The organism is Dactylosporangium sp. CA-052675 (assembly GCF_050947935.1).
In the GTDB taxonomy this organism is placed as follows: domain Bacteria; phylum Actinomycetota; class Actinomycetes; order Mycobacteriales; family Micromonosporaceae; genus Dactylosporangium.
In genome coordinates this window covers 8,459,727-8,486,354 of the sequence record NZ_CP192010.1, presented here as the reverse complement: position 1 = coordinate 8,486,354, position 26,628 = coordinate 8,459,727, and the positions used below count along the sequence as shown (strand labels likewise).

At 73.5% G+C, this 26,628-nt stretch carries 29 protein-coding genes; 17 read left to right on the top strand and 12 right to left on the bottom strand.

Annotated features, from left to right (window positions below):
* Positions 1-88 precede the first annotated feature (88 nt).
* The 6 genes from ACQP1P_RS37680 to ACQP1P_RS37655 all read left to right on the top strand — a co-directional run bounded on the left by ACQP1P_RS37680 (position 89) and on the right by ACQP1P_RS37655 (position 8,465).
* Positions 89-2,857 (top strand): FHA domain-containing protein, encoded by a 2,769-nt coding sequence (locus tag ACQP1P_RS37680; protein ID WP_433078558.1) that lies wholly within the window; start codon positions 89-91, stop codon positions 2,855-2,857.
* Between the two features lie 512 nt (positions 2,858-3,369).
* Positions 3,370-4,104: a dienelactone hydrolase family protein gene (locus ACQP1P_RS37675; RefSeq protein WP_433078556.1), complete on the top strand. Its 735-nt coding sequence runs from the start codon at positions 3,370-3,372 to the stop codon at positions 4,102-4,104.
* A 1-nt stretch (position 4,105) separates the two neighbouring features.
* Positions 4,106-4,384: a DUF6295 family protein gene (locus ACQP1P_RS37670; RefSeq protein WP_350617431.1), complete on the top strand. Its 279-nt coding sequence runs from the start codon at positions 4,106-4,108 to the stop codon at positions 4,382-4,384.
* A 165-nt stretch (positions 4,385-4,549) separates the two neighbouring features.
* A complete protein-coding gene (locus ACQP1P_RS37665) occupies positions 4,550-6,427 on the top strand; it encodes a propionyl-CoA synthetase (RefSeq protein WP_433078553.1) in 1,878 nt (625 codons plus the stop codon).
* Positions 6,428-6,587: 160 nt separating this feature from the next.
* Entirely contained in the window at positions 6,588-7,163 is a 576-nt protein-coding gene (locus ACQP1P_RS37660) for an ATP-dependent Clp protease proteolytic subunit (RefSeq protein WP_433078551.1), read from the top strand.
* Positions 7,164-7,250: 87 nt separating this feature from the next.
* Positions 7,251-8,465 carry a serine hydrolase domain-containing protein gene (locus tag ACQP1P_RS37655; protein ID WP_433078549.1) on the top strand — a complete coding sequence of 405 codons (1,215 nt, stop codon included), beginning with the start codon at positions 7,251-7,253 and terminating at the stop codon, positions 8,463-8,465.
* Positions 8,466-8,483: 18 nt separating this feature from the next.
* On the opposite strand, the gene ACQP1P_RS37650 is transcribed toward ACQP1P_RS37655, so the two are convergent.
* Positions 8,484-9,191 carry a hypothetical protein gene (locus ACQP1P_RS37650; protein WP_433078547.1) on the bottom strand — a complete coding sequence of 236 codons (708 nt, stop codon included), beginning with the start codon at positions 9,189-9,191 and terminating at the stop codon, positions 8,484-8,486.
* Between the two features lie 51 nt (positions 9,192-9,242).
* Here ACQP1P_RS37650 and ACQP1P_RS37645 point away from each other — a divergent pair, with 51 nt between their 5' ends.
* Both ACQP1P_RS37645 and ACQP1P_RS37640 read left to right on the top strand, forming a co-directional pair.
* Positions 9,243-9,809, top strand: a complete 567-nt coding sequence (locus ACQP1P_RS37645) for an O-methyltransferase (protein ID WP_433078545.1) — start codon at positions 9,243-9,245, stop codon at positions 9,807-9,809.
* Between the two features lie 67 nt (positions 9,810-9,876).
* Entirely contained in the window at positions 9,877-10,356 is a 480-nt protein-coding gene (locus ACQP1P_RS37640) for an STAS domain-containing protein (RefSeq protein ID WP_433078543.1), read from the top strand.
* Here ACQP1P_RS37640 and ACQP1P_RS37635 read toward each other — a convergent pair.
* Positions 10,301-10,969, bottom strand: coding sequence for a pentapeptide repeat-containing protein (locus ACQP1P_RS37635; RefSeq protein ID WP_350617445.1), 669 nt, complete (start codon positions 10,967-10,969; stop codon positions 10,301-10,303). The genes ACQP1P_RS37640 and ACQP1P_RS37635 overlap by 56 nt on opposite strands.
* A gap of 52 nt (positions 10,970-11,021) precedes the next feature.
* Between ACQP1P_RS37635 and ACQP1P_RS37630 the strand changes: the two genes are divergently transcribed.
* From ACQP1P_RS37630 to ACQP1P_RS37615, 4 genes are all read left to right on the top strand, one after another.
* Positions 11,022-11,633, top strand: a complete 612-nt coding sequence (locus tag ACQP1P_RS37630; protein WP_433078541.1) for a TetR/AcrR family transcriptional regulator — start codon at positions 11,022-11,024, stop codon at positions 11,631-11,633.
* Positions 11,634-11,738: 105 nt separating this feature from the next.
* Entirely contained in the window at positions 11,739-12,725 is a 987-nt protein-coding gene (locus ACQP1P_RS37625; protein WP_433078539.1) for a CAP domain-containing protein, read from the top strand.
* 278 nt (positions 12,726-13,003) lie between these two features.
* Positions 13,004-13,873 carry a DUF4397 domain-containing protein gene (locus tag ACQP1P_RS37620; protein WP_433078537.1) on the top strand — a complete coding sequence of 290 codons (870 nt, stop codon included), beginning with the start codon at positions 13,004-13,006 and terminating at the stop codon, positions 13,871-13,873.
* A gap of 19 nt (positions 13,874-13,892) precedes the next feature.
* A complete protein-coding gene (locus ACQP1P_RS37615; RefSeq protein ID WP_433078535.1) occupies positions 13,893-14,558 on the top strand; it encodes a class F sortase in 666 nt (221 codons plus the stop codon).
* 189 nt (positions 14,559-14,747) lie between these two features.
* On the opposite strand, the gene ACQP1P_RS37610 is transcribed toward ACQP1P_RS37615, so the two are convergent.
* A complete protein-coding gene (locus tag ACQP1P_RS37610; protein ID WP_433078533.1) occupies positions 14,748-15,638 on the bottom strand; it encodes an AurF N-oxygenase family protein in 891 nt (296 codons plus the stop codon).
* Positions 15,639-15,686: 48 nt separating this feature from the next.
* Between ACQP1P_RS37610 and ACQP1P_RS37605 the strand changes: the two genes are divergently transcribed.
* Genes ACQP1P_RS37605 through ACQP1P_RS37595 form a run of 3 tightly spaced genes read left to right on the top strand, consistent with a single transcriptional unit; the run spans position 15,687 to position 17,298 of the window.
* Positions 15,687-15,968, top strand: coding sequence for a DUF4873 domain-containing protein (locus ACQP1P_RS37605; protein ID WP_433078531.1), 282 nt, complete (start codon positions 15,687-15,689; stop codon positions 15,966-15,968).
* Positions 15,969-16,021: 53 nt separating this feature from the next.
* A complete protein-coding gene (locus tag ACQP1P_RS37600; RefSeq protein ID WP_433078529.1) occupies positions 16,022-16,657 on the top strand; it encodes a hypothetical protein in 636 nt (211 codons plus the stop codon).
* Positions 16,657-17,298: a hypothetical protein gene (locus ACQP1P_RS37595; protein WP_433078527.1), complete on the top strand. Its 642-nt coding sequence runs from the start codon at positions 16,657-16,659 to the stop codon at positions 17,296-17,298. Before ACQP1P_RS37600 ends, ACQP1P_RS37595 begins: the two co-directional genes overlap by 1 nt.
* 55 nt (positions 17,299-17,353) lie before the next feature.
* Here ACQP1P_RS37595 and ACQP1P_RS37590 read toward each other — a convergent pair whose 3' ends face one another.
* Together ACQP1P_RS37590 and ACQP1P_RS37585 are read right to left on the bottom strand one after the other, a co-directional pair.
* Positions 17,354-19,081, bottom strand: a complete 1,728-nt coding sequence (locus ACQP1P_RS37590) for a hypothetical protein (protein WP_433078525.1) — start codon at positions 19,079-19,081, stop codon at positions 17,354-17,356.
* 262 nt (positions 19,082-19,343) lie between these two features.
* Positions 19,344-19,775 (bottom strand): SsgA family sporulation/cell division regulator, encoded by a 432-nt coding sequence (locus ACQP1P_RS37585; RefSeq protein WP_344503366.1) that lies wholly within the window; start codon positions 19,773-19,775, stop codon positions 19,344-19,346.
* Between the two features lie 489 nt (positions 19,776-20,264).
* Between ACQP1P_RS37585 and ACQP1P_RS37580 the strand changes: the two genes are divergently transcribed.
* The gene (locus tag ACQP1P_RS37580) at positions 20,265-20,708 is read left to right on the top strand and encodes a TIGR02611 family protein (protein WP_433078523.1); all 444 of its coding nucleotides are present in this window, start codon (positions 20,265-20,267) and stop codon (positions 20,706-20,708) included.
* Between the two features lie 353 nt (positions 20,709-21,061).
* Positions 21,062-21,418 carry a histone-like nucleoid-structuring protein Lsr2 gene (locus tag ACQP1P_RS37575; RefSeq protein ID WP_350617469.1) on the top strand — a complete coding sequence of 119 codons (357 nt, stop codon included), beginning with the start codon at positions 21,062-21,064 and terminating at the stop codon, positions 21,416-21,418.
* Positions 21,419-21,909: 491 nt separating this feature from the next.
* Here the strand turns inward: ACQP1P_RS37575 and ACQP1P_RS37570 are convergent, their stop codons facing one another.
* The 7 genes from ACQP1P_RS37570 to ACQP1P_RS37540 all read right to left on the bottom strand — a co-directional run bounded on the left by ACQP1P_RS37570 (position 21,910) and on the right by ACQP1P_RS37540 (position 26,628).
* Positions 21,910-22,332 carry an Hsp20/alpha crystallin family protein gene (locus ACQP1P_RS37570; protein WP_433078521.1) on the bottom strand — a complete coding sequence of 141 codons (423 nt, stop codon included), beginning with the start codon at positions 22,330-22,332 and terminating at the stop codon, positions 21,910-21,912.
* Positions 22,333-22,440: 108 nt separating this feature from the next.
* Positions 22,441-23,013 carry a response regulator transcription factor gene (locus ACQP1P_RS37565; RefSeq protein ID WP_433090274.1) on the bottom strand — a complete coding sequence of 191 codons (573 nt, stop codon included), beginning with the start codon at positions 23,011-23,013 and terminating at the stop codon, positions 22,441-22,443.
* A gap of 32 nt (positions 23,014-23,045) precedes the next feature.
* Entirely contained in the window at positions 23,046-24,137 is a 1,092-nt protein-coding gene (locus tag ACQP1P_RS37560) for a sensor histidine kinase (protein ID WP_433078519.1), read from the bottom strand.
* 13 nt (positions 24,138-24,150) lie between these two features.
* Positions 24,151-24,888 carry an ABC transporter permease gene (locus ACQP1P_RS37555; RefSeq protein ID WP_433078517.1) on the bottom strand — a complete coding sequence of 246 codons (738 nt, stop codon included), beginning with the start codon at positions 24,886-24,888 and terminating at the stop codon, positions 24,151-24,153.
* A 2-nt stretch (positions 24,889-24,890) separates the two neighbouring features.
* Positions 24,891-25,763 carry an ABC transporter ATP-binding protein gene (locus ACQP1P_RS37550; RefSeq protein WP_433078515.1) on the bottom strand — a complete coding sequence of 291 codons (873 nt, stop codon included), beginning with the start codon at positions 25,761-25,763 and terminating at the stop codon, positions 24,891-24,893.
* A 78-nt stretch (positions 25,764-25,841) separates the two neighbouring features.
* Positions 25,842-26,024: a hypothetical protein gene (locus ACQP1P_RS37545; protein ID WP_433078513.1), complete on the bottom strand. Its 183-nt coding sequence runs from the start codon at positions 26,022-26,024 to the stop codon at positions 25,842-25,844.
* A gap of 43 nt (positions 26,025-26,067) precedes the next feature.
* Positions 26,068-26,628 carry a TIGR03086 family metal-binding protein gene (locus ACQP1P_RS37540; RefSeq protein WP_433078511.1) on the bottom strand — a complete coding sequence of 187 codons (561 nt, stop codon included), beginning with the start codon at positions 26,626-26,628 and terminating at the stop codon, positions 26,068-26,070.

The following is a 26,628-nucleotide window of genomic DNA, read 5'->3' as shown; positions in this document are numbered from 1 at the left end:
CTCGACACACATGAGGACCGCGACGGTTGTCCTGATACAAACCCACCCCGACTTCTTTCTGTCATACCCCCACGGCATGATGAGCGCCGTGGCGAGCATCGATCAGCGCACGGTCACCCGGGAGCTCACGGTCCTCGAGGTGACCAGCGGCGACAAGCAGGCGACCGTCCGTCCGGACGACACCGTGACCATAGGTCGCGACGCCGCCAACGACCTGGTGATCGAGGGCAACCTGATCTCCCGGCGGCACGCCGAGGTCATCTGGAACGACGACGGCTGGTTCCTGCGCGACCTCGACAGCCGCAACGGCACCTTCGTCGGCGGCGAGCGCGCGGCCTTCGTCGCCGCCACCGACGGCGGCGAGGTCCACCTCGGCTCGGCCGACGGCCCGAAGATCACGTTCCGGGTGAAGACGATCACCGAGCAGCTGCCCGTCGAGCCCTCGCCGCCGCAGCGCGAGGCGACCCGGCACGAGGTCGAGGCCGGGCGCATCCGCATCGGCCGCGGCGCCGACAACGACATCGTGCTGAGCGACCTGCGCAGCTCCCGCAACCACGCCGAGCTGCGCCGGACCGCGACCGGCGGCTTCGAGGTCGTCGACCTCGGCAGCCGCAACGGCACGTTCCACAACGGCAAGCAGGTCACCCGCGAGGACATGCGGCCCGGCGACCTGATCTCGATCGGCAAGCACGAGTTCATCTTCGACGGCGCCCGGCTGCACGAGTTCGAGGACGCCGGCCCGTCCTCGCTCATCGCCGACGACCTCACGGTGCGGATCAAGGATGCGGTCCTGCTCGACGACGTCAGCTTCGCGCTGGCCGAGGGCAGCCTGCTCGCCGTCATCGGCCCCTCCGGCTGCGGCAAGTCCACGCTCGTCAAGGCCGTCGCCGGCCTGCGCCCCGCGACCCAGGGCACGGTCCGCTACGACGGCCGCGACCTCTACGCCGACTACGCCGAGCTGCGCTACCGCATCGGCATGGTGCCGCAGGACGACGTGCTGCACCGCCAGCTCACCGTGCGCCGGGCCCTGCGCTTCGCCGCCGCCCTGCGCTTCGCCGACGACGTGCCGCGCAAGGAGCGCCGGGCCAAGGTCGCCGAGGTGCTCGAGACGCTCAACCTGACCGAGCGGGCCAAGCAGCGCATCGACAGCCTCTCCGGCGGCCAGCGCAAGCGCGTCTCGGTCGCCCTGGAGCTGCTCACCGAGCCGTCCCTGCTCTTCCTCGACGAGCCCACGTCCGGCCTCGACCCGGCCCTGGACAAGGAGGTCATGGAGGAGCTGCGGGAGCTCGCGGACAAGGGCCGCACCGTCGCCGTCGTCACGCACAACGTCATGCACCTCGACCTCACCGACCGCGTGCTCGTGCTCACCGTCGGCGGCCGGATGGGCTACTTCGGGCCGCCCGGCGAGCTGCTGGAGTTCTTCGGCGCCGAGGACTACGCCGAGGTGTTCCGCGAGGTCACGAAGAACGCCGAGCACTGGACCCGCAAGTACCGTTCGTCCGAGCTCTACACGCGATACGTCACCGAGCAGATCGCCGAGGCCCCGCCACCGAAGCCGGAGGTGGTGGAGCAGGTCACCGTGCCGGCCCAGCGGGTCGCCTCCGCCGTCGCGCACGTGCCCTCGGCCCCGGCCGCTCCCACGACTGCGGCTCCCTCCGCGACTGGGCCCGCGTCCCCGGTCGCGTCCCCGGGCGCGTCAACGGTCGCGTCCCCGGGCGCGTCAACGGGCGCGTCAACGGGGTCGGCCAGTGGCACGACGGCGCTCGGGGAGTCGACGGCCGAGCAGGAGATGCCGCCGCGCCCCTCGGGTCGTCTCGAGTCACCGACCGCGGAGCAGCGGATGCCCGCGCCGGCCGGCCCTCTGCCGGGTCCCTCCCAACCGGCGTCGGCGCAGTCGGTGCCGGCGCAGTCGGTGGCTGCCCAGTCGGTGGCTGCCCAGTCGGTGGCGGCGCAGTCGGTGGCGGCCCGGCCGGACAGGGCGGTCGGGCGGGCCCGGGTGAAGCTCGGCGGGGCGTCGCTGCGCAGCCGGGCACTGCACCCCGCGGCCCCGCTGCGCCAGTTCCTCACCCTGTGCCTGCGCATGCTGTGGGTGATCGGCGCCGACCGCGGCCTGAGCGTGTTCATGATCGGCCTGCCGCTGGCCCTGGCCCTGCTCACCCGCACGGTGCCGGGGGACAACGGGCTTGCCCCGGGCCTGCTCAAGTACAGCCTCGAGGCGCAGCGGCTGCTGGTCGTGCTGGCGGTCGGCGCCGCGTTCCTGGGCACCGCCGCGGCCATTCGCGAGCTGGTCAACGAGAGCACGATCTACAAGCGCGAGCGGGCGGTCGGGCTCTCGGCCGGCGCCTACCTCGCCTCCAAGGTCTTCGTCTTCGCGCTGATCATCATCGTGCAGACCGCGCTGTTCACCTGGCTCGCGCTGCTGGGCAAGAACCCGCCGAAGGACCCGCTGATCTTCCCGAAGCACTGGCTGGTGGAGATCACGATCCCGGTGGCCATGGTCGCGCTCGCCTCGATGGCGTTCGGCCTGCTGGTCAGCGCGCTGGTCAAGACGACCGAGCAGACGACGCCGGTGCTGGTGGTCGTGGTGATGGCCCAGCTCGTGCTCTCCGGCGGCCTGTTCGAGCTCGACGGGCAGAACGTCCTGGAGCAGATCTCGTGGCTGTTCCCGACCCGCTGGGGCCTGGCCGCGGGCGCGTCGACGGTGGACCTGCAGTCGATGATCCCGTTCAAGGACGCGCTGTGGGAGCACACCACGGGGGCCTGGTGGCGCTCGGTGCTCATCCTGTTCGTGCAGATCGCGTTGCTGATCGGCCTGGCCCGGCTGGCCCTGCGCCGCTCGGAACCCGGCCGCCAGTAGGACCGCTCGCGGCCGCGGCCCGGCCGCTCCTGCCGGGGTGCGGCTGCTCGCGCCGGGGTGCGGCCGCTCCTGCCGGGATGCAGCTGCTCGCGCCGGGGGCGGCCGTCCGCGCCGGGGTGCGGCCGCTCCCGCTGGGGTGCGGCCGCTCACGCCAAGCCCCAGCCGCTCGCGCCAAGCGCCAGCCGCTCGCGCCAAGGCCCAGCCGCTCGCGCCAAGGCCCAGCGGCTCGCGCCAAGGCCCAGCGGCTCGCGCCAAGGCCCAGCGGCTCGCGCCAAGGCCCAGCGGCTCGCGCCAAGGCCCAGCGGCTCGCGCCAAGGCCCGGAGGCTCGCGCCAAGGCCCGGCGGCTCGCGCCGCGGCATCGAGGTCCGGCCGCCGTGCCGGGTGATGCCGCCGGCTGTCGAACGCGGTCCGGCCGCTGCTCATGACGTCCCCGCCGACGCATACATCGCGACGGCGGGGATATTGTTTGCCCGGCTAAGGAAAACCGCACCAGCGAACGACGGAGTGCAGCATGTCAGACGCGATCCGGGCCGAGACGGTGTTCATCGGCGATGAGCAGATCCAGGCGTACCAGGCCCGCCCGCTCGACCCCGGCCCGTTCCCGGGCGTCGTGGTCATCCACCACCTGCCCGGCTACGACGAGGCCACCAAGGAGATGGTGCGCCGGTTCGCCGTCAACGGGTACGCGGCGATCTGTCCGAACCTGTTCTGGCGCGAGGCCCCCGACGCCTCGCCCGACGACGCCTCCGCGTTCGTGCGCGGGCAGGGCGGCATCCCCGACGAGCAGGTCATCCGGGACGTCGCCACCGCCGCGGCCGCGCTGCGCGCCCTGGACAACGCCAGCGGCAAGGTCGGCGTGATCGGGCACTGCTCCGGCGGCCGCCAGTCGCTGCTGGTCTCGACCGCGGTCGACGTGGACGCGGCCGTCGACTGCTACGGCGCCTTCGCGCTCGAGGCGCCCCCGACCGGGTTCCCGCTCAAGGTCGGCTCGATCCAGGACCGCCTGGGCGACGTGCGCTGCCCGGTGCTCGGGCTCTTCGGCGACGACGACAAGTTCCCGGCGCCGGCCGAGGTCGCGCGCCTCGCCGAGCTGCTGGCCGGGCACGGCAAGAGCTTCGAGCACCACAGCTACGAGGGTGCCGGGCACGGCTTCTTCGCCGTGGACCGCCCGTCCTACCGGCCCGAGGCCGCGGTCGACGGCTGGAAGCGCATCTTCACCTTCTTCGGCACGCACCTGGGGGCCTGACATGTGCACGTACGAGACCGAGCTGGTCGACATCGAGGGCGCCGGCAAGGGCGCGACGGGCTGGTTCGACGTGACCCGGGCGGCGGTCTACGTCGACCACCCGGTGCACGCCCAGTTCGGGCACACCCTGAACATCGACTTCGCCAACCCGGCGCTCGGCCCGTCGGCCCGGGTCGCGGTCGAGCTCACCGAGGAGGCCGCCCTGGCCCTGGTCGCGGCCATCCAGCAGGCCCTGGCCAACGCGCCCGCGGGCCTGGCCAGTGCCACCGCGCCCGTCTGAGCGCCCGGCGCGCCGGGCCGGGCCATCGAAAACCGTATCAACGGTGTGCGTCACAGACGCCAAAATACCGACGTAAACCGATAAATCCGGGTATGTCGTGTCGGGGAAACACGCGCGACATATCCGGCCCTACCGCAGCACGGCCCGGCGGAGCAGGATCAGGGGATGGGCGCCTACCGCGACACGTACCAGCGCAGCCTCGACGACCCCGAGTGGTTCTGGCGCGACGCGGCCGCCGGCGTCGACTGGGACCGCATGCCCATGCGCATCCTCGACGCCGACAACCCGCCGTTCTACCGCTGGTACCCCGACGCCGAGCTCAACACCTGCCACAACGCCCTGGACCGGCACGTGCACGGGGGCCGCGGCGACGACCTCGCGCTCGTGTACGACAGCCCGGTCACGGGCACCGTCCGCCGGTACACCTTCCGGGAACTGCGCGACGAGGTCGCCGTCTTCGCGGGCGCCCTGCGCAACCTCGGCGTCGGGCGGGGCGACCGGGTCGTCGTCTACATGGCGATGGTGCCCGAGGCCGTGATCGCCATGCTGGCCTGCGCGCGGCTCGGCGCCGTGCACTCGGTGGTGTTCGGCGGGTTCGGGCCCAAGGAGCTCGCGGCCCGCATCGACGACGCCAAGCCGAAGGTCGTCGTCGCGACCTCGTGCGGGATCGAGCCGAGCCGGGTGGTGCGGTACAAGCCGCTGCTCGACGCCGCCCTGGACGAGGCCGGGCACCGGCCCGAGCACGTCGTGGTCCTGCAGCGCGAGCAGGCCCCGGCGCAGCTGCGCGACGGCGAGCTGACCTGGGCGGACGCGGTCAAGGACGCCGGCGCGGCCGGGTGCGTCGCGACGGCGGCCACCGATCCGCTGTACGTCCTCTACACCTCCGGCACGACCGGGCGCCCCAAGGGCATCGTGCGCGACAACGGGGGCCATGCCGTCGCGCTCACGTGGTCGATGGCGAACATCTTCGGCTGCGGGCCGGGCGACGTCTTCTGGGCGGCGTCCGACGTCGGCTGGGTCGTCGGGCACTCCTACATCGTCTACGCCCCGCTGCTCGCCGGCGCGACGACGGTGCTGTACGAGGGCAAGCCCGTCGGCACCCCCGACGCCGGCGCGTTCTGGCGGGTCGTCGCCGATCACGGCGTCAACGTGCTCTTCGCCGCGCCGACCGCGATCCGCGCGATCCGCAAGGAGGACCCGGACGGGGCCCGGATCGACCGCGAGCGCGTCAAGAGCCTGCGCGCCCTGTTCATGGCGGGGGAGCGGCTCGACCCGCAGACCTACGAGTGGGCCGGCGAGCGGCTCGGCGTCCCGGTCGTGGACAACTGGTGGCAGACCGAGACCGGCTGGCCGATCGCCGCGAGCCCGCGCGGCCTCGAGGAGCTGCCCACGAAGCCGGGTTCGCCGTCGGTACCGATCCCCGGCTACGACGTGCGCGTGCTCACCCCGGACGGGCAGGACGCCGCGACCGGCACCGACGGCGCCATCGCCATCCGGCTGCCGCTCCCGCCCGGGTGCCTGCCCACGCTGTGGGGCGACGACGAGCGGTACGTGCGCTCGTACCTCTCCACCTACCCCGGCCACTACCTGACCGGCGACGGCGGCCGGTTCGACGAGGACGGCTACCTCTACGTGATGGGCCGCACCGACGACGTCATCAACGTCGCCGGCCACCGCCTGTCGACGGGCGCGATGGAGGAGGTGCTCGCGGGCCACCCCGCGGTCGCCGAGTGCGCCGTCATCGGCGTCGACGACGAGCTCAAGGGCCAGGTGCCGCGCGGGTTCGCGGTGCTCAAGGCGGGCGTGGACACCCCGGCGGAGACGGTCGCGGCCGAGCTCGTCCAGCTCGTGCGGGACCGCATCGGGGCGGTGGCGAGCCTGCGCAGCGTGCGCGTGGTGGCCGCGCTGCCCAAGACGCGCTCGGGCAAGATCCTGCGCCGGACAATGCGGGGGATCGCCGACGGCCGCGAGGAGCCGGTGCCCTCGACCATCGAGGATCCCGCGGTGCTCGACGCCCTGCGGCCGGTGCTCAGAGAACCGTGACCGCCGCTGCTCGAACGGCGCGACCCGGTGCTCGGAGCGCCGTGACCGCCGCGCTCGCACGGCCGTGACCCGGTGCTCGGAGCGCCGTGACGCTGACAGCGAACACGCTCACGGCGAACGGGGGATCTCAACGGGCCGCCGAGGCAATACCGTCGACAGCATGGCCGATATTGAGATCCCGTTCGACAGCGCCGTCTTCGAGCGCCTGCTCAGCAAGCGCATCATCGTGCTCGGGACCGAGGTGAACGACGAGAGCGCGAACCGCATCTGCGGCCAGCTGATCCTGCTCGCCGCCGAGGACTCCGAGAAGGACATCGCCTTCTGGATCAACTCCCCGGGCGGCTCGGTGTCCGCCGGCATGGCGATCTACGACACCATGAAGTTCATCAAGAACGACGTGTCGACCGTGGTCATGGGCATGGCCGCGTCGATGGGCCAGTTCCTGCTCAGCGCCGGGACGCCGGGCAAGCGCTACGCGCTGCCGCACTCGCGGGTCATGATGCACCAGCCCTCGGGCGGCATCGGCGGCACCGCGGCCGACATCGCCATCCAGGCCGAGCAGATGCTCTACACGAAGAAGACCATGCAGCGGCTCATCGCCGAGCACACCGGGCAGACCTATGAGCAGATCGAGGCCGACTCGGACCGCGACCGCTGGTTCACCGCGCAGGAGGCGAAGGACTACGGATTCGTCGACCGGGTCGTCGAGGGCGCCGAGCAGCTCGCGCTGTCCTGAGCCGGGATCGCGAGCGGCCCGTGCCTTCCCCGATCGGGCTCCCGGGCGTCTCGCGCATTCCTGGGCCAGGATCTACAGTCCCAAGATGTGAGCATTGATCGCGAAGTGGCGCCAGAGCAGGCCGGATTCGACGCACGGCGGCTGGCCCGCCTGGACGCCCACTTCGCGCGCTACGTCGACGACGGCCGCCTCGCCGGCTGGCAGCTCGCGATCGCGCGCGACGGCAAGGTCGTGCACCACAGCCTCTACGGGCAGCGCGACGCCGAGGCCGGGCGGCCGGTCGAGCCCGACACCCTCTGGCGGCTGTATTCGATGACCAAGCCGGTCACCTCCGTCGCCGCGATGCTGCTGTGGGAGGAGGGCCACTTCGAGCTCACCGACCCGATCAGCCGCTGGCTGCCCGAGTTCCGGGACATGCGGGTCTACGACAAGGGCTCGGTGAGCCAGCCCTTCACCGTCCCGGCGGCCGAGCCGATCCGGGTGTGGCACCTGCTCACGCACACCTCCGGGCTGACGTACGGCTTCCTGAACACCTCCGTCGTCGACGCCCTGTACCGCAAGGCCGGCTACGACCTGACCACCAGGCCCGGCGCCGACCTCGCCGAGGCCTGCCGCGACTTCGCCGCGCTGCCGCTGCTGTTCCAGCCGGGCACCGCCTGGGGCTACGGGGTCAGCACCGACGTGCTCGGCCGCCTGGTCGAGGTGGTCGCGGGCATGTCCCTGCCGCAGTTCGTGCGCACCCGGATCCTCGAGCCGCTGGGCATGCGCGACACGACCTGGTCCGTGGCGCCGGGCGAGCCGCGGATGGCGGCCTTGTACGTCCCGGGCCCCGACGGCCGCCGCGTGCGCTTCGACGCCGTGGGCGACACGGCGTTCGAGGAGCCGAAGGCCCCGGCGGGCGGCGGCGGCCTGATCTCGACCGCCGCCGACTACCAGAAGTTCATGACGATGCTGCTGCGCCGCGGCGACGGGCTGCTCGCCCCGCGCACCGTCGCCTTCATGACCCGCAACCACCTGCCCGGCGACGTGGACCTCGACACGGTGCAGACCGGCGGCTTCGCCGAGACGACGTTCGAGGGCGTCGGCTTCGGCCTGGGCTTCGCCGTGGTCCGCGACCCCGTCCCGGCCCGCGTGTTCAGCAGCCCCGGCACGTACTACTGGGGCGGCGCGGCGAGCACGGCCTTCTGGATCGACCCGGTCGAGCGGCTCACCGTGGGCTTCTACACCCAGCTGCTGCCGTCGAGCACCTACCCGCTGCGCCCCCAGCTGCGCCAGCTCGTCTACAGCGCGCTCACCGACTAGACGGCTCGGCGAGCGGCCCTACACGAATGTCAGGTTGCCGCCGCCCGTGGCGACGCGCACCTTGTGCACCGAGCCCGGGTCGGTCTTGATCGACCCGGTCTGCTTGCCGCCGTCGAGCTGGGTGTCCACCGCGTACCCGTCCGAGGTCAGGCGCAGGTTCACGTTCCCGCCGCCGCTGTCGATGTCGATGCGGTCCGGGGCCTGGGTGACCTTGAGGTCGACCGGGCCGCCGCCGGTGCGCGCGTTGAACTCCGGCGGGGCGAGCCCCTCCCCGTTCACGCCGCCGCCGTCGGACTGCACGTCGATCAGGCCGGTGAGCCCGTGCAGCTCGATCCGCCCGCCGGAGCTGTCCAGCCGGACGCTCAGCGTCGAGGGCATCTCGATCTCGTAGGAGATCGAGCAGTCGTTCTTCGGGCAGCCGCCCGAGCCGAGGATCAGCTCCCCGCCGTCGACGTTCTGCTTGCGGCCCGGCTTGTCACTCTTGAACTTCATCGTCTCGGTCACCTTGATGGTGGCCCCGCTGCCGGCCTTGATGGCGATCGCGCCGCCCTCGCTGTCGACCTCCACCACGCTCACGTCGTCCTTGACCTCGAACGCGTTGGTGGCGGTCTGCTCCGGGCCGTCCTTGGTGGCCTTGTCCGGCGACTGCGACGGGGATCCGCAGGCGCCCAGGGCGAGCAGGACGGCGGCGGCGGGGGTGAGGACGCGCAGCGGCAGTGACTTCACGGGGCACAGCTTTGCACGCGGAGCGCGACGATCTTCGGTAGGGTCGCCGCCGTGAGCCTCGTCGATTCCGCGTACGCCCGCGCCGCCGCCAACGGCTTCGGGCGGTCCTGCGAGCCGGAGGTCGGACGGCTGCTCGCGGCCCTCGCCGCCGCCCTGCCGCCGGGCGCCCGGGTGCTGGAGATCGGCACCGGCGCCGGGGCCGGCACCGCCTGGATCGCCGAGGGGCTGCACCCCCGCACCGATGTCACCGTCGACTCGGTCGAGGCCGATCCGGCCGTCGCGGCCGTCGCCGCGGCCGGGGACTGGCCGCCGTTCGTGCGCCTGCACGTGGCCGACGCGCTCGAGTTCCTCGCGACGGCGCCGGGCGGCTACGACCTCGTGTTCGCCGACGCCTTCGGCGGCAAGATCGAGGGGCTCGACCGTACCGTCGCCAAACTGCACCCCCGGGGGACCCTCGTGGTCGACGACATGACCCCGGTCGAGGGATGGCCGGAGGACTTCCGGGCCAAGCAGGACGGGGTGCGCCGGGCGCTGATCGCCGACCCGGAGCTGGTCACCGTGGAACTGGCCCACGGTTCGGGCATGATCATCGGCGTCCGTCGACCCCCGGCGGGCTGAACGGCGCAGCCGGGGTCGGCCGCGCGGCCGCTGACGCCGGGGGAGCGCGGTCGGTACCGTCACTGCGATGAGTGCGGTCGTGCTGGCCCTGCACGGGCTTCTCGTGGAGGGGACCGTCGCGACGATCGAGCCGGTGCTCGCCGGACTCCTGGTCGCCGACGAGCCCCGGCTGGTGCTCGACGTCTCCCAGGTGACGGTGTGCGACACCACCGGCGCCGAGCTGCTCGTCGGGGTGGCCGGGCTGGCCCGCGCCCGCGGTGGGGAGCTGCTCCTGGCCGCGCCGTCGCCGGCGATCCGCTCCTGGCTCGGGGTCGCCGCCGGGATGAGCGGCATCGCCACGTTCGCCACCATCGAGGGCGCCCTGGAGGCCGACCCGCGCGACCTGCTCGGCCCGGCCCTGCCGGCGCCGGCGATCTGCGTCGAGGAGCCGCCGCCCCCGCTCAGCCCGGACGAGCACCGCACGTTCCCGCACGGCCGCCCGCGCTGGCGGGTCAACCCTTCGGGCCGCGCACGATCACGCCGAGGTCCCGCATCACCGCGTCGGTGAGCCCGGGCAGCTGCGCCGGCTCGATCGTCACGCCGCGCAGGCTGGTCATCCCGCTGACCTCCGACAGCTGATTGCCGCGCAGGTCGGCGCCGCGCAGGTCGCAGCTCTCGAACGACATCTGCCGCAGCCGGCAGCCCTGCATCGCCGCGTGGGGCAGCACGCAGTCGCGCAGGTTGGTGTTGACCAGCACGCAGCCGACGAACCCGGTCGGGCCGGTGGTGTTCACCTCGTCGAGCGTGGCCCCGTCGAGCCGGCAGCCCTCGAACAGCACGTCGGACAGGCGCGACTCGCCCAGGTTGGCCCACGTCAGCTTGCAGTTGACGAAGTGCACCCGCTCCAGGGTCAGCCCGGTCAGCCGCGCCGCGGTGAAGTCGACCTTCTCGAACCGGCACCCGGTGATCGTCACGTCCTCCCACACCACCCCGTTGAGGTCGAGGTTCTCGAGGTGGGAGCGGCGCAGCCGGGCGTCGATGAGCGTGGTGCGGATGGCGCGGCCGGTCTGCACGTGGGCCTCGTTGAGGTTGCCGCCCCAGGGAGCGCTGACCGGCTCCAGCTCGCCGGAGTCGAACGCGGGGAGCTCGATGTCGATGTCGTGCACGCTGCGCACTGCCACGTACCTCACCGTAGAGGGTCGCCCGACGGTGTGGCACGTAGGCTGTCAGGTCATGAACGAAGCGGGAGTGCGGCCGCGGGTGGACGGGCGCACATTACGGGCCGAACGCACCCGGCGGGCGATCACCGACGCGCACTTCGCGCTGCTCGAGGAGGGTGAGCTGCGGCCCACCGCCGAGCGGATCGCCGAACGGGCCGGGGTGTCGCTGCGCGCGCTGTGGACCAACTTCAAGGACATGGAGGGCCTGTTCGCGGCGGCCGGCGAGCGGCTCATGGAGCGTCAGCGCGCGGAGTACCGCCCGATCCCGGCCGACCTGCCGCGGGACGAGCGCATCGAGCGATACTGCGCCCAGCGCGCCCGCCTGCTGGAGCTCATCGCCCCGGCCGCCCGCGCCGCGCGCATCCGCGAGCCGTTCTCGGCGCAGCTGCGCAAGAACCGGGCCTGGTACCTCGAGATCGCCCGCGAGGAGCTGCAGACGCTCTTCGCCGCGGAGCTCGAGGCGGCCGGGGACGCGCGCGCCGAGGTGGTGGACGCGCTCACTGCCGCCGTGACGTTCGCGGGCTGGTCGATGTGGCGCGACGAGCTGCACCTCGACGTGGCGGGCGCCACGGCGGTGCTGCGCCGCGCGGTGAGCGCCCTGCTACCGCCCGCAGGCACGGCATAAGTTTGGCTTAGACCGTCGTTAAATCGGCTTCCGCGGGCGAATCCGGCGCTCCCGGCCTTCTAGTGTCAGGTGCGGCTCTGACCGCAAGCACGCATGGAGGCCCCGGTGTCAGCGTACGGAGACGGCTACGCCGACAGGTACGACCCGTACAGCGAGCCGTACAACGAGCCCTACAGCGAGCCCTCCAGTGGGCGCGGCCACCAGCAGCAGCGCTCCGGCGGCTTCTACTCCGACGAGCCCCGCGGCTACGCCGGGGGGTACGGGAGCGAGCCCGGGCGGTACGGGAGCGAGCCCGGGCGGTACGGGAGCGAGCCCGGGCGGTACGGGAGCGAGCCCGGCGGGTATGCGGGCGCCCACGGCCCCGACCAGGACGAGTCGCGGCGCGGCAAGCGCATGCTGCTCGTCGCCGCCATCGGCGCGGTCGCCCTCGTCGTGGTGGGCGCGGTCGCGTTCGGCGGCTCGCTGCTGCTGTCCAAGAGCTCCAACGCCTCCCCGCAGTCCAACCTCGCCGCCGGCGCCGCGGCCACCACCGAGGCCGGTGACCTGTTCGCGGGCGCCTCCGGCGACCCGAGCGCCGCCGGCTCGAGCGCCCCGGCCGAGAACGCCTCGACCGCGCCCGCCCCGACGACGAAGGCGCCGGCCACCACCGCCGCGGCCCCGAAGCCGACGACCAAGAAGCCCACGACCGCGGCGGGCGGGGGCAGCAACGTGGCGTACGAGAACCAGGTCCTGGCGATCGTGAACACCGAGCGGGCGAAGGCCGGCTGCCAGCCGCTGGCCTACAACGCGAAGCTGCGCGCGGCCGCGTACAAGCACTCGGCCGACATGGCCGCCAAGGACTACTTCTCGCACGACTCGCAGGACGGCACCTCCTTCGCCACCCGGATCTTGAACGAGGGATACCGCTGGTCGAACGCGGCCGAGAACATCGCCAAGGGCCAGCGCACGCCCGAAGAGGTCATGAAGTCCTGGATGGACAGCTCCGGGCACCGCGCCAACATCCTCAACTGCAAGCTCAAGGACCTGGGCGTTGGCCTGGCCTACCAGGGCAAGACGGCGATCTGGACCCAGGACTTCGGCACCCAGGGGTAGGGAGCCGGCGGAGAGATCCTTGATCAAGGGATCGATCGGTACCGAAGAGTAAGTTCCCTCGTCCGTCCGGAGGTTGTGCCGCAGCGCAGCGTCGGGCACCGTACACACGGCGCGATGATCCCTGCCCAGTGCGGGTGGCGCGTTGCTCAGCGACGTGCCAGACTCACCGCGATCAGTGCCTACGGTGCCCGCGCGGATTACTCACTCTCGAACCCCCGCCGGGTGCGTTCCACTCGGGAATCTCCAGCATTCGCTGTGCGCACAGCAGGGGGTACAACGTGTTCGCTGCTCCCCAGCGGCGGCGGCTCGCGGCGCTGGCCGCCGCGGCGCTCCTGGGCCTGGGACTGGCGACGGTGGACGCCTCGCCGGCGGCTGCCGCCGGGGTCGGGTACGTCCGCCTCGCCCACCTCTCGCCCGACACGCCGGCGGTCGACGTCTATCTGAGCTCGGTCACCGGCGCCGTCCCGCAGCAGAAGTTCGACGCCGTCGCGTACGGCACCGTCTCCAAGTACCTGCCGCTGCCGCCCGGCACCTACGCGGTGGCGATGCGCAAGCAGGGCGACCCGGCCTCGGCCGCGCCGGTGCTGAGCACCCAGGCGACGGTGGAGGAGGGCAAGGCCTACACGGTCGCGGGCACCGGCAAGTTCGCCGACCTCGGCCTGAAGGTGATCGCCGACGACCTCGGCCTGCCGGATGCGGGCAAGGCGAAGGTGCGGGTCATCCAGGCCTCGGTGCGCCAGCCGGTACTCGACGTCGCGGTGTCGGGCGGCGCGAAGATCGCCGACGGCGTGCAGTTCGCCACGACGACGGCGTACCAGACCGTCGACCCCGGCCGCTGGACGCTGCGGCTGGCCGCCCCGAGCGCGACGGGCGCCGCGACGACGGTGACCGCCCCGCTGAAGGCCGGCGCGGTGTACTCGCTGATCATCCTCGACGGCAGCGGCGGCCTGACCGCGCAGCTGCGCACCGACGCCTCCAGCAGCGGGGTGCCGGAGGGCGGCGTGGACACCGGCGCGGGCGGCACGGCCGGGGAGCGGGGCCTGAACCCGCTGCTGCCGATCGGCGGCGGCGTGGCCGTGGTCCTGCTGGCGGTGGCCGGCGGCCTGCTCTGGCGCCGCGGCCGTTCCCGCACCGCGGCGGCCGCGTAACCGGCCTACGCTCGACCGCATGGGCAGGACCGCGAGGGTGGTCAGGCACCGGGCGCTCCGGCGGCGCCCGGAACTGACCGCCACCCGGCGCCGGACCCTCATGCTCATCGGGTGCGTGCTGGCCCTGGCCGCGCCGATGATCGCCGGGGCCGCGACCCTGGTCGGCCGCCGGGTCGCCATCGACGCCGGCGACGCCACCTGGATCGTGCCGCACAGCATCGACCTCCCGGCCGCGAACGCCGCGCCGGACGCGCCCCCGACCCGCCTGCGCATCGCGCGGCTCGGCGTGGACACGCCGCTCGAGGACCTGCGGATGGACGCGGCGGGGGTGCTGGAGAGCCCGAAGGTGTTCGGCGAGGCGGGCTGGTTCACCGGCGGCACCTACCCCGGCGACGCGGGCCCGGCGGTGCTGGCGGGGCACGTGGACTCCAGGACCGGCCCGGCCGTCTTCTACCGGCTGCACGAGCTGGCGGCGGGGGACACGGTCGACGTGCGGCGGGGCGACGGCTGGCTGACGTTCCGCGTGACGGCGAGCGAGCACTACGCGAAGGCCCGGTTCCCGAGCGCGAGGGTCTACGGCCCGACGCCGGTGCCGGAGCTGCGGCTCATCACGTGCGGGGGCACCTTCGACCAGGCGCGCCACTCGTACCGCGACAACCTGGTCGTCTACGCGGTGCTGATCTGAGCGCGCCGATCGCGGCGGAACGTTTGGGGTCGGTGTGCCAGGTCGCCTCGCGGCGATAGGCGCGACACGGCTCCAGCCGAACGGTATTCCGTGAAGGCAGTGTGGTGAGGCCCGGGGACACACAGCACACCGACTCCATGAACAGTAGCGCGGCCACCACGTATCGTCCCGTGATCGAGGACACAGCACTCAGATGAGCGCGGCGGCCCGCCAGACCTTCTTCGCCGGGCCCTCGACCAGGCCGAGCTCCTGCAGGTAGGTGGTCACGCGGGTGCCGGCCCACCGCAGCGTCTCGCGGAAGCGCGGGTTGGCCCAGGCGACCGCGCGGGCCCGGGCCGGGTCCAGCCCGACCGCCGCATACGCCCGCGGGTTGATGAGCGTGTGGGTGACCGTGTACGCGGCGCGGGCGACGATGATCTGGCAGTACCACCGCCGGGGTCTCCACGCGGTGGCGACCTGCCGGGCGAGCTCGTCGCGCGCGAACCGGATGTGCCGGGCCTCCTCGACCACGTGGATCCGCGAGACCATCCGCACCAGCGGCTGGAGGCTTTCGTCGGCCATCGCCTCGCGCTGGAGGGCGTCGAGGATCTCCTCGGCGATGAGCGCGGCCGCGAACGTCTGGATCCCGCCGGCGGTCGCGCCCAGGTAGCGCCCGAGCGCCCGGTGCACCGCGGCCGGCTGGTAGGCGGGCGTGCCGAGCGCGTCGATCATCCGGCCGAACATGACGCTGTGCCGGCACTCGTCGCCGACCTCGGTGAGCGCGTACTGCACGTGCCCGCTGCGCGGGTCCATCCCGGTCACGTGGCGCAGCAGCATGCGCATGAGCAGCACCTCGAACCAGATGCCGATGCTGGCGATGCTGGCCACCTCGTGCCTGGAGAGCTCGACGCGCTGCTCGGGGGTGAGCGCGTCCCACAGCTCGGTGCCGTAGAGCGACAGGCGGCGCTCGGGGGCGTAGAGCAGCCCGGCGGGCTGCGGCGCGGCCCAGTCGATGTCGATCTCGGGGTCGTAGGAGTTGCCGGCCGAGATCTTCAGCAGGCGGGCGGCGGTGGCCTCGCGAGCGGCGGCGACATCCGGCATGGCGGACTCCTTGACGTTACCGGCCGGTAGTTGGTACTAGTCAGTACCATGCCCGAGGAATCGTCGCCGGTCAAGGCCTCGCTGCTGTCGCAGGGCCGCACCTACGCCGTTGAGCTGCGCGTTTCCGGCCAGTTCCAGCCCATCGACGGCCGTTTCCACTGGAGCGCGCGGATGTCGGCGGGCCCCGAGGTGGTGGCCCTGCTGCGCTCCGGCCGCCGGGACGTCCTCCTGGCGGCGCCGGCCGGTGCCGACCCGGTCCCCGCACGGCTGCTCGAGCTCAACCCGTGGGGCGAGATCCGAGTGGCCGGCACCGGGCGGCCGCCGGGCTGAGCGGCGCTCGCGGGACCTCGGGCGGCGCCCCGGCTTGTCGTATGCTCTGCGGCGTGGCGAGCCCAGGGGCAGGGACGGCCGAGCCGCCGCCGGCCGGACGGCTGAGGCTGGCGCTGCTCAACGCCCCCGTGCGCTGGCTCGTGGCCGGCATCGCGGCGGTCGTGGTCCTGGTCTCCGGCGCGTTGGGCGGCTTCGAGCGGGCCGCGCCGGACGGGCCGCCGCCGTTCACCGTCGGGCAGCCCTACGCGGCCGGCGGCTGGACCATCACCGTGCACGGCGTGCGGGCCCTCGACGAGCTGCCGCCGCTGCGGCACAAGGAGAACAGCGGCTGGCGCTGGATCGTCGTGGTCGCCACGGTCGAGGTGACCGGCGCCGGCCAGAGCACCCTGTCCTACCCCCAGGCCCTGCAGATCACCGGGGTCAAGGGGGTGCCGGGCAAGTACGCGGACCACGTGGCCGGCGCGGCCGACGCCGCCGAGAACGCGGCCGTGCACCCCGGCGTGCCGGCCCGGTTCGGCTACCTCTGGGAGCAGCGGGCCGAGGCGCCGGTGCCGACCGAGCTGCGGGTGGACATCTTCGCCCTCACGTACACCTTCGACAACGCCAGCAACAAGGGCGCGTGGCTGCCGGCGAAGGAGCAGCCGGCCGCGGCGGCCATGGTCCCGATCGACACGAAGCCGGCCCCCTGATGGTCGCCACCGACCGGTTCGGGCCTCCGGGCTCGCCGGGCGCCGCTCGGCACCGCCGGGCCGGGCCGCCGCTGCGGACCCGGATCGTCACCGCGCTGCTGGTGCTGGCGACGGTCGCGGCCGGGGCGCTGGTCGTGCGCCTCAAGCCCGACCAGGAGCACGGCGGCCGGCCCTTCCTGCGGCCGGGGACGGCCGGCGGCGTCGTCGACGTCGGCACCTTCCAGGTCGTCGTGCTCGACGCGGCGGGCGGCACGAAGCTCAAGCACCCGCGCAACGGCCTGACCCTCGACACCACCGGCGTGTGGGTGCTGGTCCGCGTGCGGGTGACGGCCACGCGGGAGCCGGTCGTCCTGCGGTACGCGCGCCTGCGCGACGACCGCGGCCGCACCTTCAGCGCGACGGGGCGCGTCCCCCAGCCCCTCACCGACGGCCGCGCGTTGCAGCCCGGCGTCTGGGTCGAGGGCCACATCGCCTTCGAGGTCGCCGGGGACGCGAAGGAGCTGACCCTGCTCCTGGGCGAGCACTCGGGCCTCGGACCCGGCCTGCTGACCCTGGCGGAGGTGCCGATTGCCGCAGCGGTACCGCGGTGGCTCGGCCAGTCCACCCCGCTGGACGTCCCGGACGCGAGGCTCGCCGCGTGAACGGCGGCTGGTGGCGACCCAACCTCTGGGCCCCCTACGTCCGCCTTCCGCGCCCCTAGAACCGCCCGAGCTCGCGCGTCGGCTCGTCCTCGGGCCGGACGCGGGGCGCCGGCATCTCCTGCGTCGCGTCATCCGGTGTCGCGTCATCCGGCGTCGCGTCCTGTGGCGGCGCCGTGAGCAGCGACGCCGCCACCTCCTGCGTGGCGTCGTCCTCCATGACCGGCGGCGCAACGGCGGGCGCCGCCATCTCCTGCGTCGCGTCGTCCTCCATGACCGGCGGCGCAACGGCGGGCGCCGCCATCTCCTGCGTCGCGTCGTCCTCCGCGAGCGGAAGCGGATCGGCGGGCCGGGCCCCGATCGGCACCGCGAACGGCGCCTCCGGGTTGCGCGCCGGCGCCTCGGCCGCGGGCGCCCACGCCGCCGCGGCCGGGACGGGCTCGGGGGCGTCGGCGGGCTCCGGGCGCGCGGCGGCCTCGCGCCGGTCCGGGTCCGGCCGCCGCGCCAGCACCAGCCGGTCGATCGCCGCGCTCAGCAGGCAGATCAGCACCACGTTCGCGACGATCTCGTTGAGCGGGTTGAGCATCTGGTCCAGCAACAGCCACGTCTGGTCGTCGCGCGGGCCGACGATCCAGCGCTCGAGGTCCCACAGCCACGCCTCGAGGCCGCCGAGCCGGTGCCCGTCCACGACCAGCGGCGAGAAGGCCACGAAGAGGAGGCAGACCAGCAGCAGCGGCCGGGTGCTGCCGCTGGCGAGCAGCCGCAGGCCGCCCAGCAGCGGGCCGAAGCGGTCGTGGAGGTCGCCGCGGACCTGGCCCCGCACCCACTGCCGCACCCGGCCGCCCCGGCCGGCGTGGCGCTCCTCGTGATCGCGGGCGGGGCCGGCGAGGCGGTGGCCGTAGACGACCGCGCCGACGGTGAGCCACGCGACCGGGGCGAGCACGACCGTCTGCGCGTTGGCCAGCAGCAGCCCGGCGACCGCGAACACGGCACCCGCGGCGATCGCGAACGGGTTGCCGATCTCGCCGAGCCCGCCGGTGACGTCGTCGCGCACCGCGGCGAGCCAGGCGCCGGCGCGCAGGCCGCCGAACCAGTCGCCGGCGAGCCCGGGGAGCGCGGCGAGCGGGATGAACACGAGCAACAGCCAGACCGACTCGAGGGAGGCGGCGAGCAGGCCCAGCCAGTGCGGGCCGCGCGGCGGGGCGCCCTCCTCGCGCGGGCCGCGCAGCCGGCCCAGGCCCCACCGCGCGGCGAACGCGACGGCGACGACCGCGAGCACGGCGGGGGAGAGGCCCAGGTCCAGCCGCTGGGCGTCGGTGAGCGGCATCGGGCCGCCGTCGAGCACGGCGGCGAAGCGGGCCTGGTGGTAGTCGTCCCAGACCGCGTGCCGGTAGCGCTCGATGGTGTCGTCGAGGTACCCCTGCGCCGACCACACGGCCAGGAAGGGCAGCAGCACGCTGCCGAGGTGGTCGAGGATGCCCCGGTGCCCGGCGCGGTCGTGGGCGGCGCGGGCGAAGGGCAGGGAGCCGCGCACGACGCGCATCATGAGCACGTAGGTCATGAGCACCAGCAGCGGCACGACCATGAGCAGCAGCGTGCCCGCGAGCGGGTGCCAGGAGCTCGCGACGACGGCCAGGCGCGTGGCGCCCCACCGTGCGGCGAAACCGGCCGCGGCGAGCGCCAGCAGCGCGGGGAAGTGGCGGCCGAGCAGGCTCAGGGCGGTGCCGGCGAAAGACCCGACGCCGGCCGGTCCGCGCCTGGACGCACCCAGCTGGCCCCCCGTCACGCTGGGAGGCTATCCCGGTGCGGGCGCCCGGCTCAACGCGTCGGGCGCCACGCGGGCCCCGGTCCCGGCATCTGGCGGAGTGCCGGAGGTGGAGGGCATCGCGTGGCGCCCGGTTTCGCTCGTGTTCGGGTGTACCGCGGGTGGCAGGTGAGGGCCGGCGGGTACTGGTCGGCGCGGGTTCCCCGGCGGGCGGGTGGTGCCGCGTGATGGCCGCGGAGCGTGGTCCGCGGCCGGCCGGTGAGGGGCGCGCCGTCGAGCTGGTTCAGCGGCCGGCGAGCAACCGGCTCACCGCGTTGTCGACATCGAGGTGGTCGGTCTCGTGCCCGCGCGGCACCACGCTGTACGTGCGCCGCAGGAACCGCACCAGCACGCTGCGCGGCACCTCGAAGAGGGCGTTGCCGTCGGGCGAGGACAGCGCCAGCGCGACGAAGTCGCCACGCGGCCCGTTCCACGGCCAGACGCGCACGTCGCCGATGCCCGCGGGCTCGTCGAGCCCGGTGAACAGCAGCTCCCGCGCGAACGACCAGCTGACCGGCTCGCCGCCCGCGGACTCCGCGTGGAAGAGCACATGGACCGCGTACGGGTCGTTCGGGTCATAGCGCAGGCTGGCTCGCACCGGCAGCGCGGTCGCGTCGGGCGCGACGAGTCGTAGGGATGTCTCGACCTCGACGGTCGATGGTCGGATAGCGCTCATGTCGTACTCCCCCCGGCACCGCTCGCGGAGCATGCCGTGCCCCGCCTCTCCTATGTTGAGGCGATTCCCAGTGTTACGCGCAGTGATTCTACGATCTCACTCTGTAGTGTTTCTGGGCCCGATTTGCCGTTAACCGAACATCCTGCGTGCGATGTCGGGTTTTCTGGGCGCGGTCGGGGTCCTTGACGTGACGTGTGGGCCGTACGTCAATTCATTCCGGTAACGTCCTGTGGCGCATGGGAGTGACGGCTCTTTGCGTGATGGGAACGAGAATTGCGCGGCAGTGAGGTGGACGGGTCGGGCGTTACGCCTGATTCCGGACCTCTGCCGGCCCGCGAGGGTGACTTTCGGCGTGTCGCGGCCGTGGTGGTACCGCCCGCATGGATGCGAACTTCGCCGATTCTCGTCCCGTATGTGGTGACTATGCGTAATTAGTCCGATTTGCCGGGCACCGTGCTCCCGGGTTGCCGGAGCGTGGACCATGGAACGGTGCCCGACCAGCCACGCGACACCGTCACCGCGCCCGACCGGCCCGACCTCGCGCCCGACCGGCCCGACCTCGCGCCCGAGCGGGCGCGAGTCCACCGGGTGCGCGATGCCTACCTGCGCATGCGAGCGCGGGCGTACGCCACCCCACTCGGCCGCCTCGGCGTGAAGATCGCCGTCGCGGTCGTCGGCACCCTGGTCATCGCGGTCGGCGTCGTGCTCCTGCCGCTGCCCGGCCCCGGCTGGGTCGTCATCCTGGCGGGGCTGGCGCTGCTCGCGATGGAGTTCGCCTGGGCCCGGCGGCTGCTCGGCTTCACCCGTGCCCAGCTGTTGCGCTGGACCCGCCTGGTGCGCGAGGGCTCGTGGCTGGTGCGGATCGCCTCGGTCGGCGGGCTGCTCCTCGTGGTCGGTGGCGCGTTGCTGCTGTCGCTGCGGATACTCGCCTGACTCCACGACTGCGATGTTGTGCGGCTCTCGGGTGAGTTCCCGCCATCCGGCCGGGGTGGCCGTTGACGCGATCGGGGCACGCCGATCACGCCTATTCGCCGCGTCGTCTTTACCGATCGTGTGCGTTTCGTGTTGTATGCGTTTCGTGACATGCCGATTTCGGTGCCGGGCGGACGAAAGAGCTAGTGTGGAGGTAATCTCGCCCGAGTCGTGGGCGTAGCATGTCGCCAAGTAATGTGTTTGTGTCCGAATGATACGGCCGGTGCGCTCGGTGCCGAGCCCGGATCGGTTCGGTCCGCATAGTTCTGCACAACGGTTCTCTACACCTGGGTACGACCGAGGAAAGGCCACTCATGGCAAAACGCGTCATCCACGAGCTGATCGATGACATCGACGGCAAGCCCGCCGCCGAGAGCATCGTGTTCGCGCTCGACGGCGTGCAGTACGAGATCGACCTGTCCGCCGGCAACGCGGCCAAGCTGCGCGACGCGGTGGCCCCCTTCGTCGCCGCCGCGACGAAGATCGGCCGCGGCGGTGTCGTGGCGACCTCGCGGGGCCGGGAGGCCCGGGGCCGCAGCGTGACCCGCGGAGATCGCGACCAGAACCGCGCGATCCGCGAGTGGGCGCAGGCCAAGGGCATCGACGTGTCCGACCGGGGCCGCATCAAGCAGGACATCGTCGACCGCTACCACGCCGAGGCGGGCCGCTGACCGCACGCCCGCGGGCGTGGCGTGATCGAAGCGGACGGGCCGGGTGCACGAATCGTGCACCCGGCCCGTTTTGCATTCCTGAGGCCATACGGTCGTTCGGGCAGCCGCTTTCCCCATTCGGCGCCCGCGCGCCGGGCGGATTCGCTAAGACCCCGACGCATTGCCGAGCGATCCGGTCGTCTTTGCCGCCGGGGGCGGTCCCGTTTGCCGCCGGGGCCGGCCGCCGCAATTGCGCGGACCGGCCGCCGCGACGGTGGCACCCTCGCCGCCACCCTTTGCGGCCGGGCCCGTCCCGCCCAGCGGACGGCTCGCCGCCGCCCGCGGGGCATTTCGCCACCGGGCAAATGCGCCGGATGATCACCGCGAGCGCATCGGGAATGACCGGCTGTGGCGATGTGGATCGATTCCGAATCGCCCTGGAAACGCGACGGCCGCGGCCCCCTCGGGGGACCGCGGCCGTCGGCGCCCGGCAGCGCGGGGGCCGGCATTCTTTACTGCGCGGTGGCGAGCTCGCGCTGCGTCGTGCCGATCTGGATCCGGCGCGGCTTGGCGCGCTCGGTCACCGGAATGCTCAGGGTGAGCACGCCGGCGTCGTAGCTCGCCTCGAGCCGCTCGGTGTCGAGGCTGTCGCCCAGCACCAGGCGCCGGGTCACGGTGCCGGTCGGGCGCTCGGTGATGACGCGGCGGATGCCCTCGCGCTCGGTGCGGGTCCGCTCGGCGCGGACGGTGAGCACGTTGCGGTCGACGGTGGCGTCGATGGTCGCCGGGTCGATGCCGGGCAGGTCGATCTCGACGAAGAAGGTGTCCCCGTCGCGGTACGCGTCCAGCGCAGCGGTGGCGCCGCCGCGAACCGGCGAGCCGAAGAACTGGTCGAACGCGTCAACGTTGCGGAACGGGGCGGTGCGCAGCAGCATGATGAGAGTCCCTCCAAGGTTGAGCCCGTGTCGCTCAAGTCTTACAACCTCGGGGGTGCCCGCCGTCTTCCGCGCCCGAACGTGACCTGAGTCACCTACACTCAACTTTCAGAGCCAGCCGCGAGACTGCGCCACGCCCACCGCCTCGATCCGGTTCCGCGTCCCCGTCTTGGTGATCGCCGCCGACAGGTAGTTGCGCACCGTGCTCTCCGACAGGTGCAGCCGTGTGGCGATGTCCGCGACCGTCGAGCCGTCCGCCGCCTCGCGCAGCACGTCGCGCTCGCGCTCGGTCAGCGGGTCCGGCCCCGCCGCCAGCGCGGCCGCGGCCAGCTCCGGGTCGACCACCCGCTCGCCGGCGAGCACCCGCCGCACGGCCGCGGCCAGCGACTCCACCGGCCCGTCCTTCACCAGGAAGCCGCTGGCGCCCGCCTCCATCGCCCGCCGCAGGTACCCGGGCCGCCCGAACGTCGTCAGGATCAGCACCCGGCACCCGGGCAGCCGCCGGCGCAGCTCCGCCGTCGCGCTGATCCCGTCCCCGCCCGGCATCTCGATGTCGAGCAGCGCCACGTCGGGCCGGGTCCGCAGGGCCGTCGGCACCACCGCGTCGCCGCTGCTGACCTGGGCGACCACCTCCAGGTCGGGCTCCAGGCCGAGCAGCAGCGCCAGGGCGCCCCGCATCATGCCCTGGTCCTCGGCCAGTAACACCCGAATCGTCACAGCGGCAGCCTCGCAGTCAGCATGAATCCACCCTCGGGCCGGGGGCCCGTCTCCAGCGTCCCGCCCGCCCCGAGCAGCCGCTCCCCGAGACCGCGCAGGCCGTTGCCGGGCTCCGGCGCCGGGGCGTCCGGGGCGAAGTCGCCGTCGTCGCTCACCCGCAGCATCGCCACCCCGTCGGCCATCGTCACCGAGATGTCGCACCGGCCCGCGCCGCTGTGCCGGATCACGTTCGTCACCGCCTCCCGCGCCACCCACGCGAGCAGCCGGTCGGCGGCGTCCGGCAACGGGTCGGCGGTGCGCAGCACCTCGGCGGCGATGCCGGCCCCGGTCAGGGCGCCCTTCGCGCGGGCGAGCTCCGCGGTGAGGCCGGTCTCGCGGTAGCCGGTGACCGCCTCCCGGATCTCGACCAGCGCCCGCCGCCCGATCTGCTCGATGTCGGCCGCCTGGGCCGCCGCCGCGGCCGGGTCGCGCTCGGCGATGCGCCGCACGACCTCCGCCTTCACGACGATCACGGACAGGGTGTGGCCGAGCAGGTCGTGCAGGTCGCGGGAGAAGCGCAGCCGCTCCTCGGCGACGGCGGCCTCGGCCAGCGCCTCCCGGGTGCGCTGCAGCTCCCGCACGAGCCGCATCATCTGCCGCACCGCCGCGACGAGCAGCGACGACAGGACCGTGCCGACGATGACGCTGCCGGCCTGCCACCAGTCGGCGTCGACGGCGAGCCCGATGCCGATCTGCGCGGCGAGCGCGCCGGCGAGCACCCACACGGCCCCGACCGGCCGCTCGCCGCCGGCGTACACCGCGACGCCGCACACCGACACGTACAGCAGCAGCACGATCCAGTGCGAGCCGTACGCGAGCGCGAGCCCGGCCCCGAGCGCCGCCACCAGCCCGAAGAGGACGTGGTGGCGACGGGAGGGGCCGGGGGAGTCGAAGCCCAGGGCGGCGGTGAAGACGTACAGCAGCTCGAACGCGACCAGCGCGGCGACCGCGGCCGGGCCCGGGGCGTTGGTCAGCGGATCGACGAGCGGGAACGTCCACACCCCGACCCAGATCATCCCGCCGATCGTGGGGCGGTTCCCGCGCCTCATGCCGCCCACCCTTTCACAGCACCGCGATGCGGCGGACCGAGCGGCGGTAGCCGAAGGCCGCCAGCCCGGTGAACACGACCAGCCACACGAGCAGGGTCACCACGTCGCCGAGGCTCGGCGCCCCGCCGAACGCGACCCGCCACGACATGTCCGCGTACGCGTAGGTGGGCAGCAGCCGCCCGATCGACGCGACCCAGGACGGCATGAGGGACAGCGGCAGCCACAGCCCGCCCAGGATGGACAGCCCGAGGTACACCAGCAGGTTGAGCGGCGCCGCGGTCTGACTGGTGGCCAGGTAGCCCAGCCCGAGCCCGAGCAGCGCGAACGGCAGCGCCCCGGCCCACAGCAGGGGCAGCACCGCCAGCCACTGCCAGGCGTGCAGCCGCACCCCGTTGATGAGCACCGCGGCCAGGCACAGCGCGAGCACCGGCAGCAGCCCGGCGGCCATCGCGGCCAGCCCCTTGCTCAGCACCACCTTGACCGGCGGCAGCGGGGTCAGCCGCAGCTGCCGCAGCCAGCCGACGGAGCGGTCGATCACGAGCCCCGAGGCGTAGTTGAGCAGGCCGCCGATCGCGCCGTACCCGGCCATCGACACCATCGTGTAGACCGCGGCGACGCTCTTGTCCTGCCCGGTGAGCGTGCTGATGTTCGTGAACAGCACGTAGCTCACCAGCGGCATGAGCACGGTGAAGATGAGCAGCCCGGGGGTGCGGGCCAGGCGGCGCAGCTCGAGGCGGATGTAGGGCAGCATGATCAGGCCTCCGATCGGGTCAGGGCGAGGTAGGCCTCCTCGAGCCCGGCGCCGACGACCTCGAGGTCGCGCAGCAGGCCCGCGGAGGCGAGGGCGAGGACGGTGGCGTCGGCGTCGGTGCTGGTCAGCACCGTGCGTCCGGCCCGCTCGGCGACCGTCACGACGCCGGGCAGCGCGGCGTAGTCGGCATCGAGGCTGGCCACACTCACCGTGCGCACCGACACGCGCCGCTTCACGTCGGCGGCGGTGCCGTCGGCGATCACCCGCCCGCGGTCGAGCACCACGATGCGGTCGGCGTTGTCGTCGGCCTCCTCGAGGTAGTGCGTCGAGAACAGCACCGTGCGGCCCTGCCCGGCGTAGGCGCGCATCGCCGACCAGAACTCGCGGCGGGCCTCCACGTCCAGGGCGGCGGTCGGCTCGTCGAGCACGAGCAGGTCGGGGCGGCCGATGAGCGCCATCGCGAAGCGCAGCCGCTGGGCCTGGCCGCCGGAGAGCCGCTCGACCGTCCGCCCGGCCAGCCCGGTCAGGTCGGCGAGTTCGAGCGCCTCGGCGATCGGCATCGGGTGGGGGTACACGTCATGGAGGAACCGCAGCAGGTCGCCGACGGTGGAGCGGGGGAGCAGCCCGCCGGCCTGGGGCATCGCGCCGACGAGCCCGGCGGCGGCCGCGGCCGACGGCTCCCGGCCGAACAGCCGCACCGTGCCCGTCCTCGGCGGCAGCAGCCCGAGCAGCATGAGCAGCGTGGTGGACTTGCCGGCCCCGTTGGGACCCAGGACGGCGACGACCTCGCCGGTCCGCACCGACAGCGTCACGTCCTCGACGGCCCGCACGCCGCCGTAAGCGTAGGAGAGGTTGCGCAGATCGACCGCGTTCATGGCATCGACGCTAGGGTCGCGGCCGGCCGCCGGGCAGATTCGTCCATCGTGGCCCGGCGGTGACAAATGTCCTGTCGCCTACGAGCGGACCATGGCGCCGACCCCGCGGCCGGGCCGCCAGGCCCCGGCCGTCGCCGCGCTCGCCGAGGGCCCGGCCGCGTTCGTCGAGAGCCCGGCCGCGTTCGTCGAGGGCCCGGCCGCGTTCGTCGAGGGCCCGGCCGCGTTCGTCGAGGGCCCGGCCGCGGGCGGCGGCGTGTCCACGGCGCCGCTCACCGTCGGCCGCGCAATCCCGCCCGTCGGGGTGCTAGCGCGGTACGCGCCCGAGGCGCAGCAGGATCCGGTCCATCGTGGACGCTCCCGCCGGCACGGGGAGCGGGGCCGCGAACGCCTTCGTGGTGTCGGGCACGCCCTCGGCGATCGGCCACGTCGTCTCCAGCACGTCCTCGGGCAGCTCCCACGGCCGGCCGAGCGTCGTGGCCACGTCCCAGCCGTGCACCACGTAGTCGATGGCGTGCGCGCCGATGCCCCGCCGGACCGGGATCGGCACCGGCGCGAGCTCCGCGAATTGGGCGTCGCGGTCCAGGTCCGCGGCGGCGAACGCGGCGATCACCTCGTCGGCCGCGGCCGCGTAGCCGGCGGCCGGGTCGGCCCCGAGCGGTTGCGGCGCCCAGCGTTCGAGGGGCCACGACTCCCCGCGCGCGGCGGCGGCGAAGCCGAGGTGCTGGACGGTCATGTGCGCGAGCAGGTCGGCGAGGGTCCAGCCGGCGCACGGGGTGGGCAGGGTCAGGTCGAGCGGGCCGTCGAGCAGCTTGACGCTGGCGCGCACGGCGGTCGCGTCCGCGGCGCGGTAGTCCGGAATGGCCAT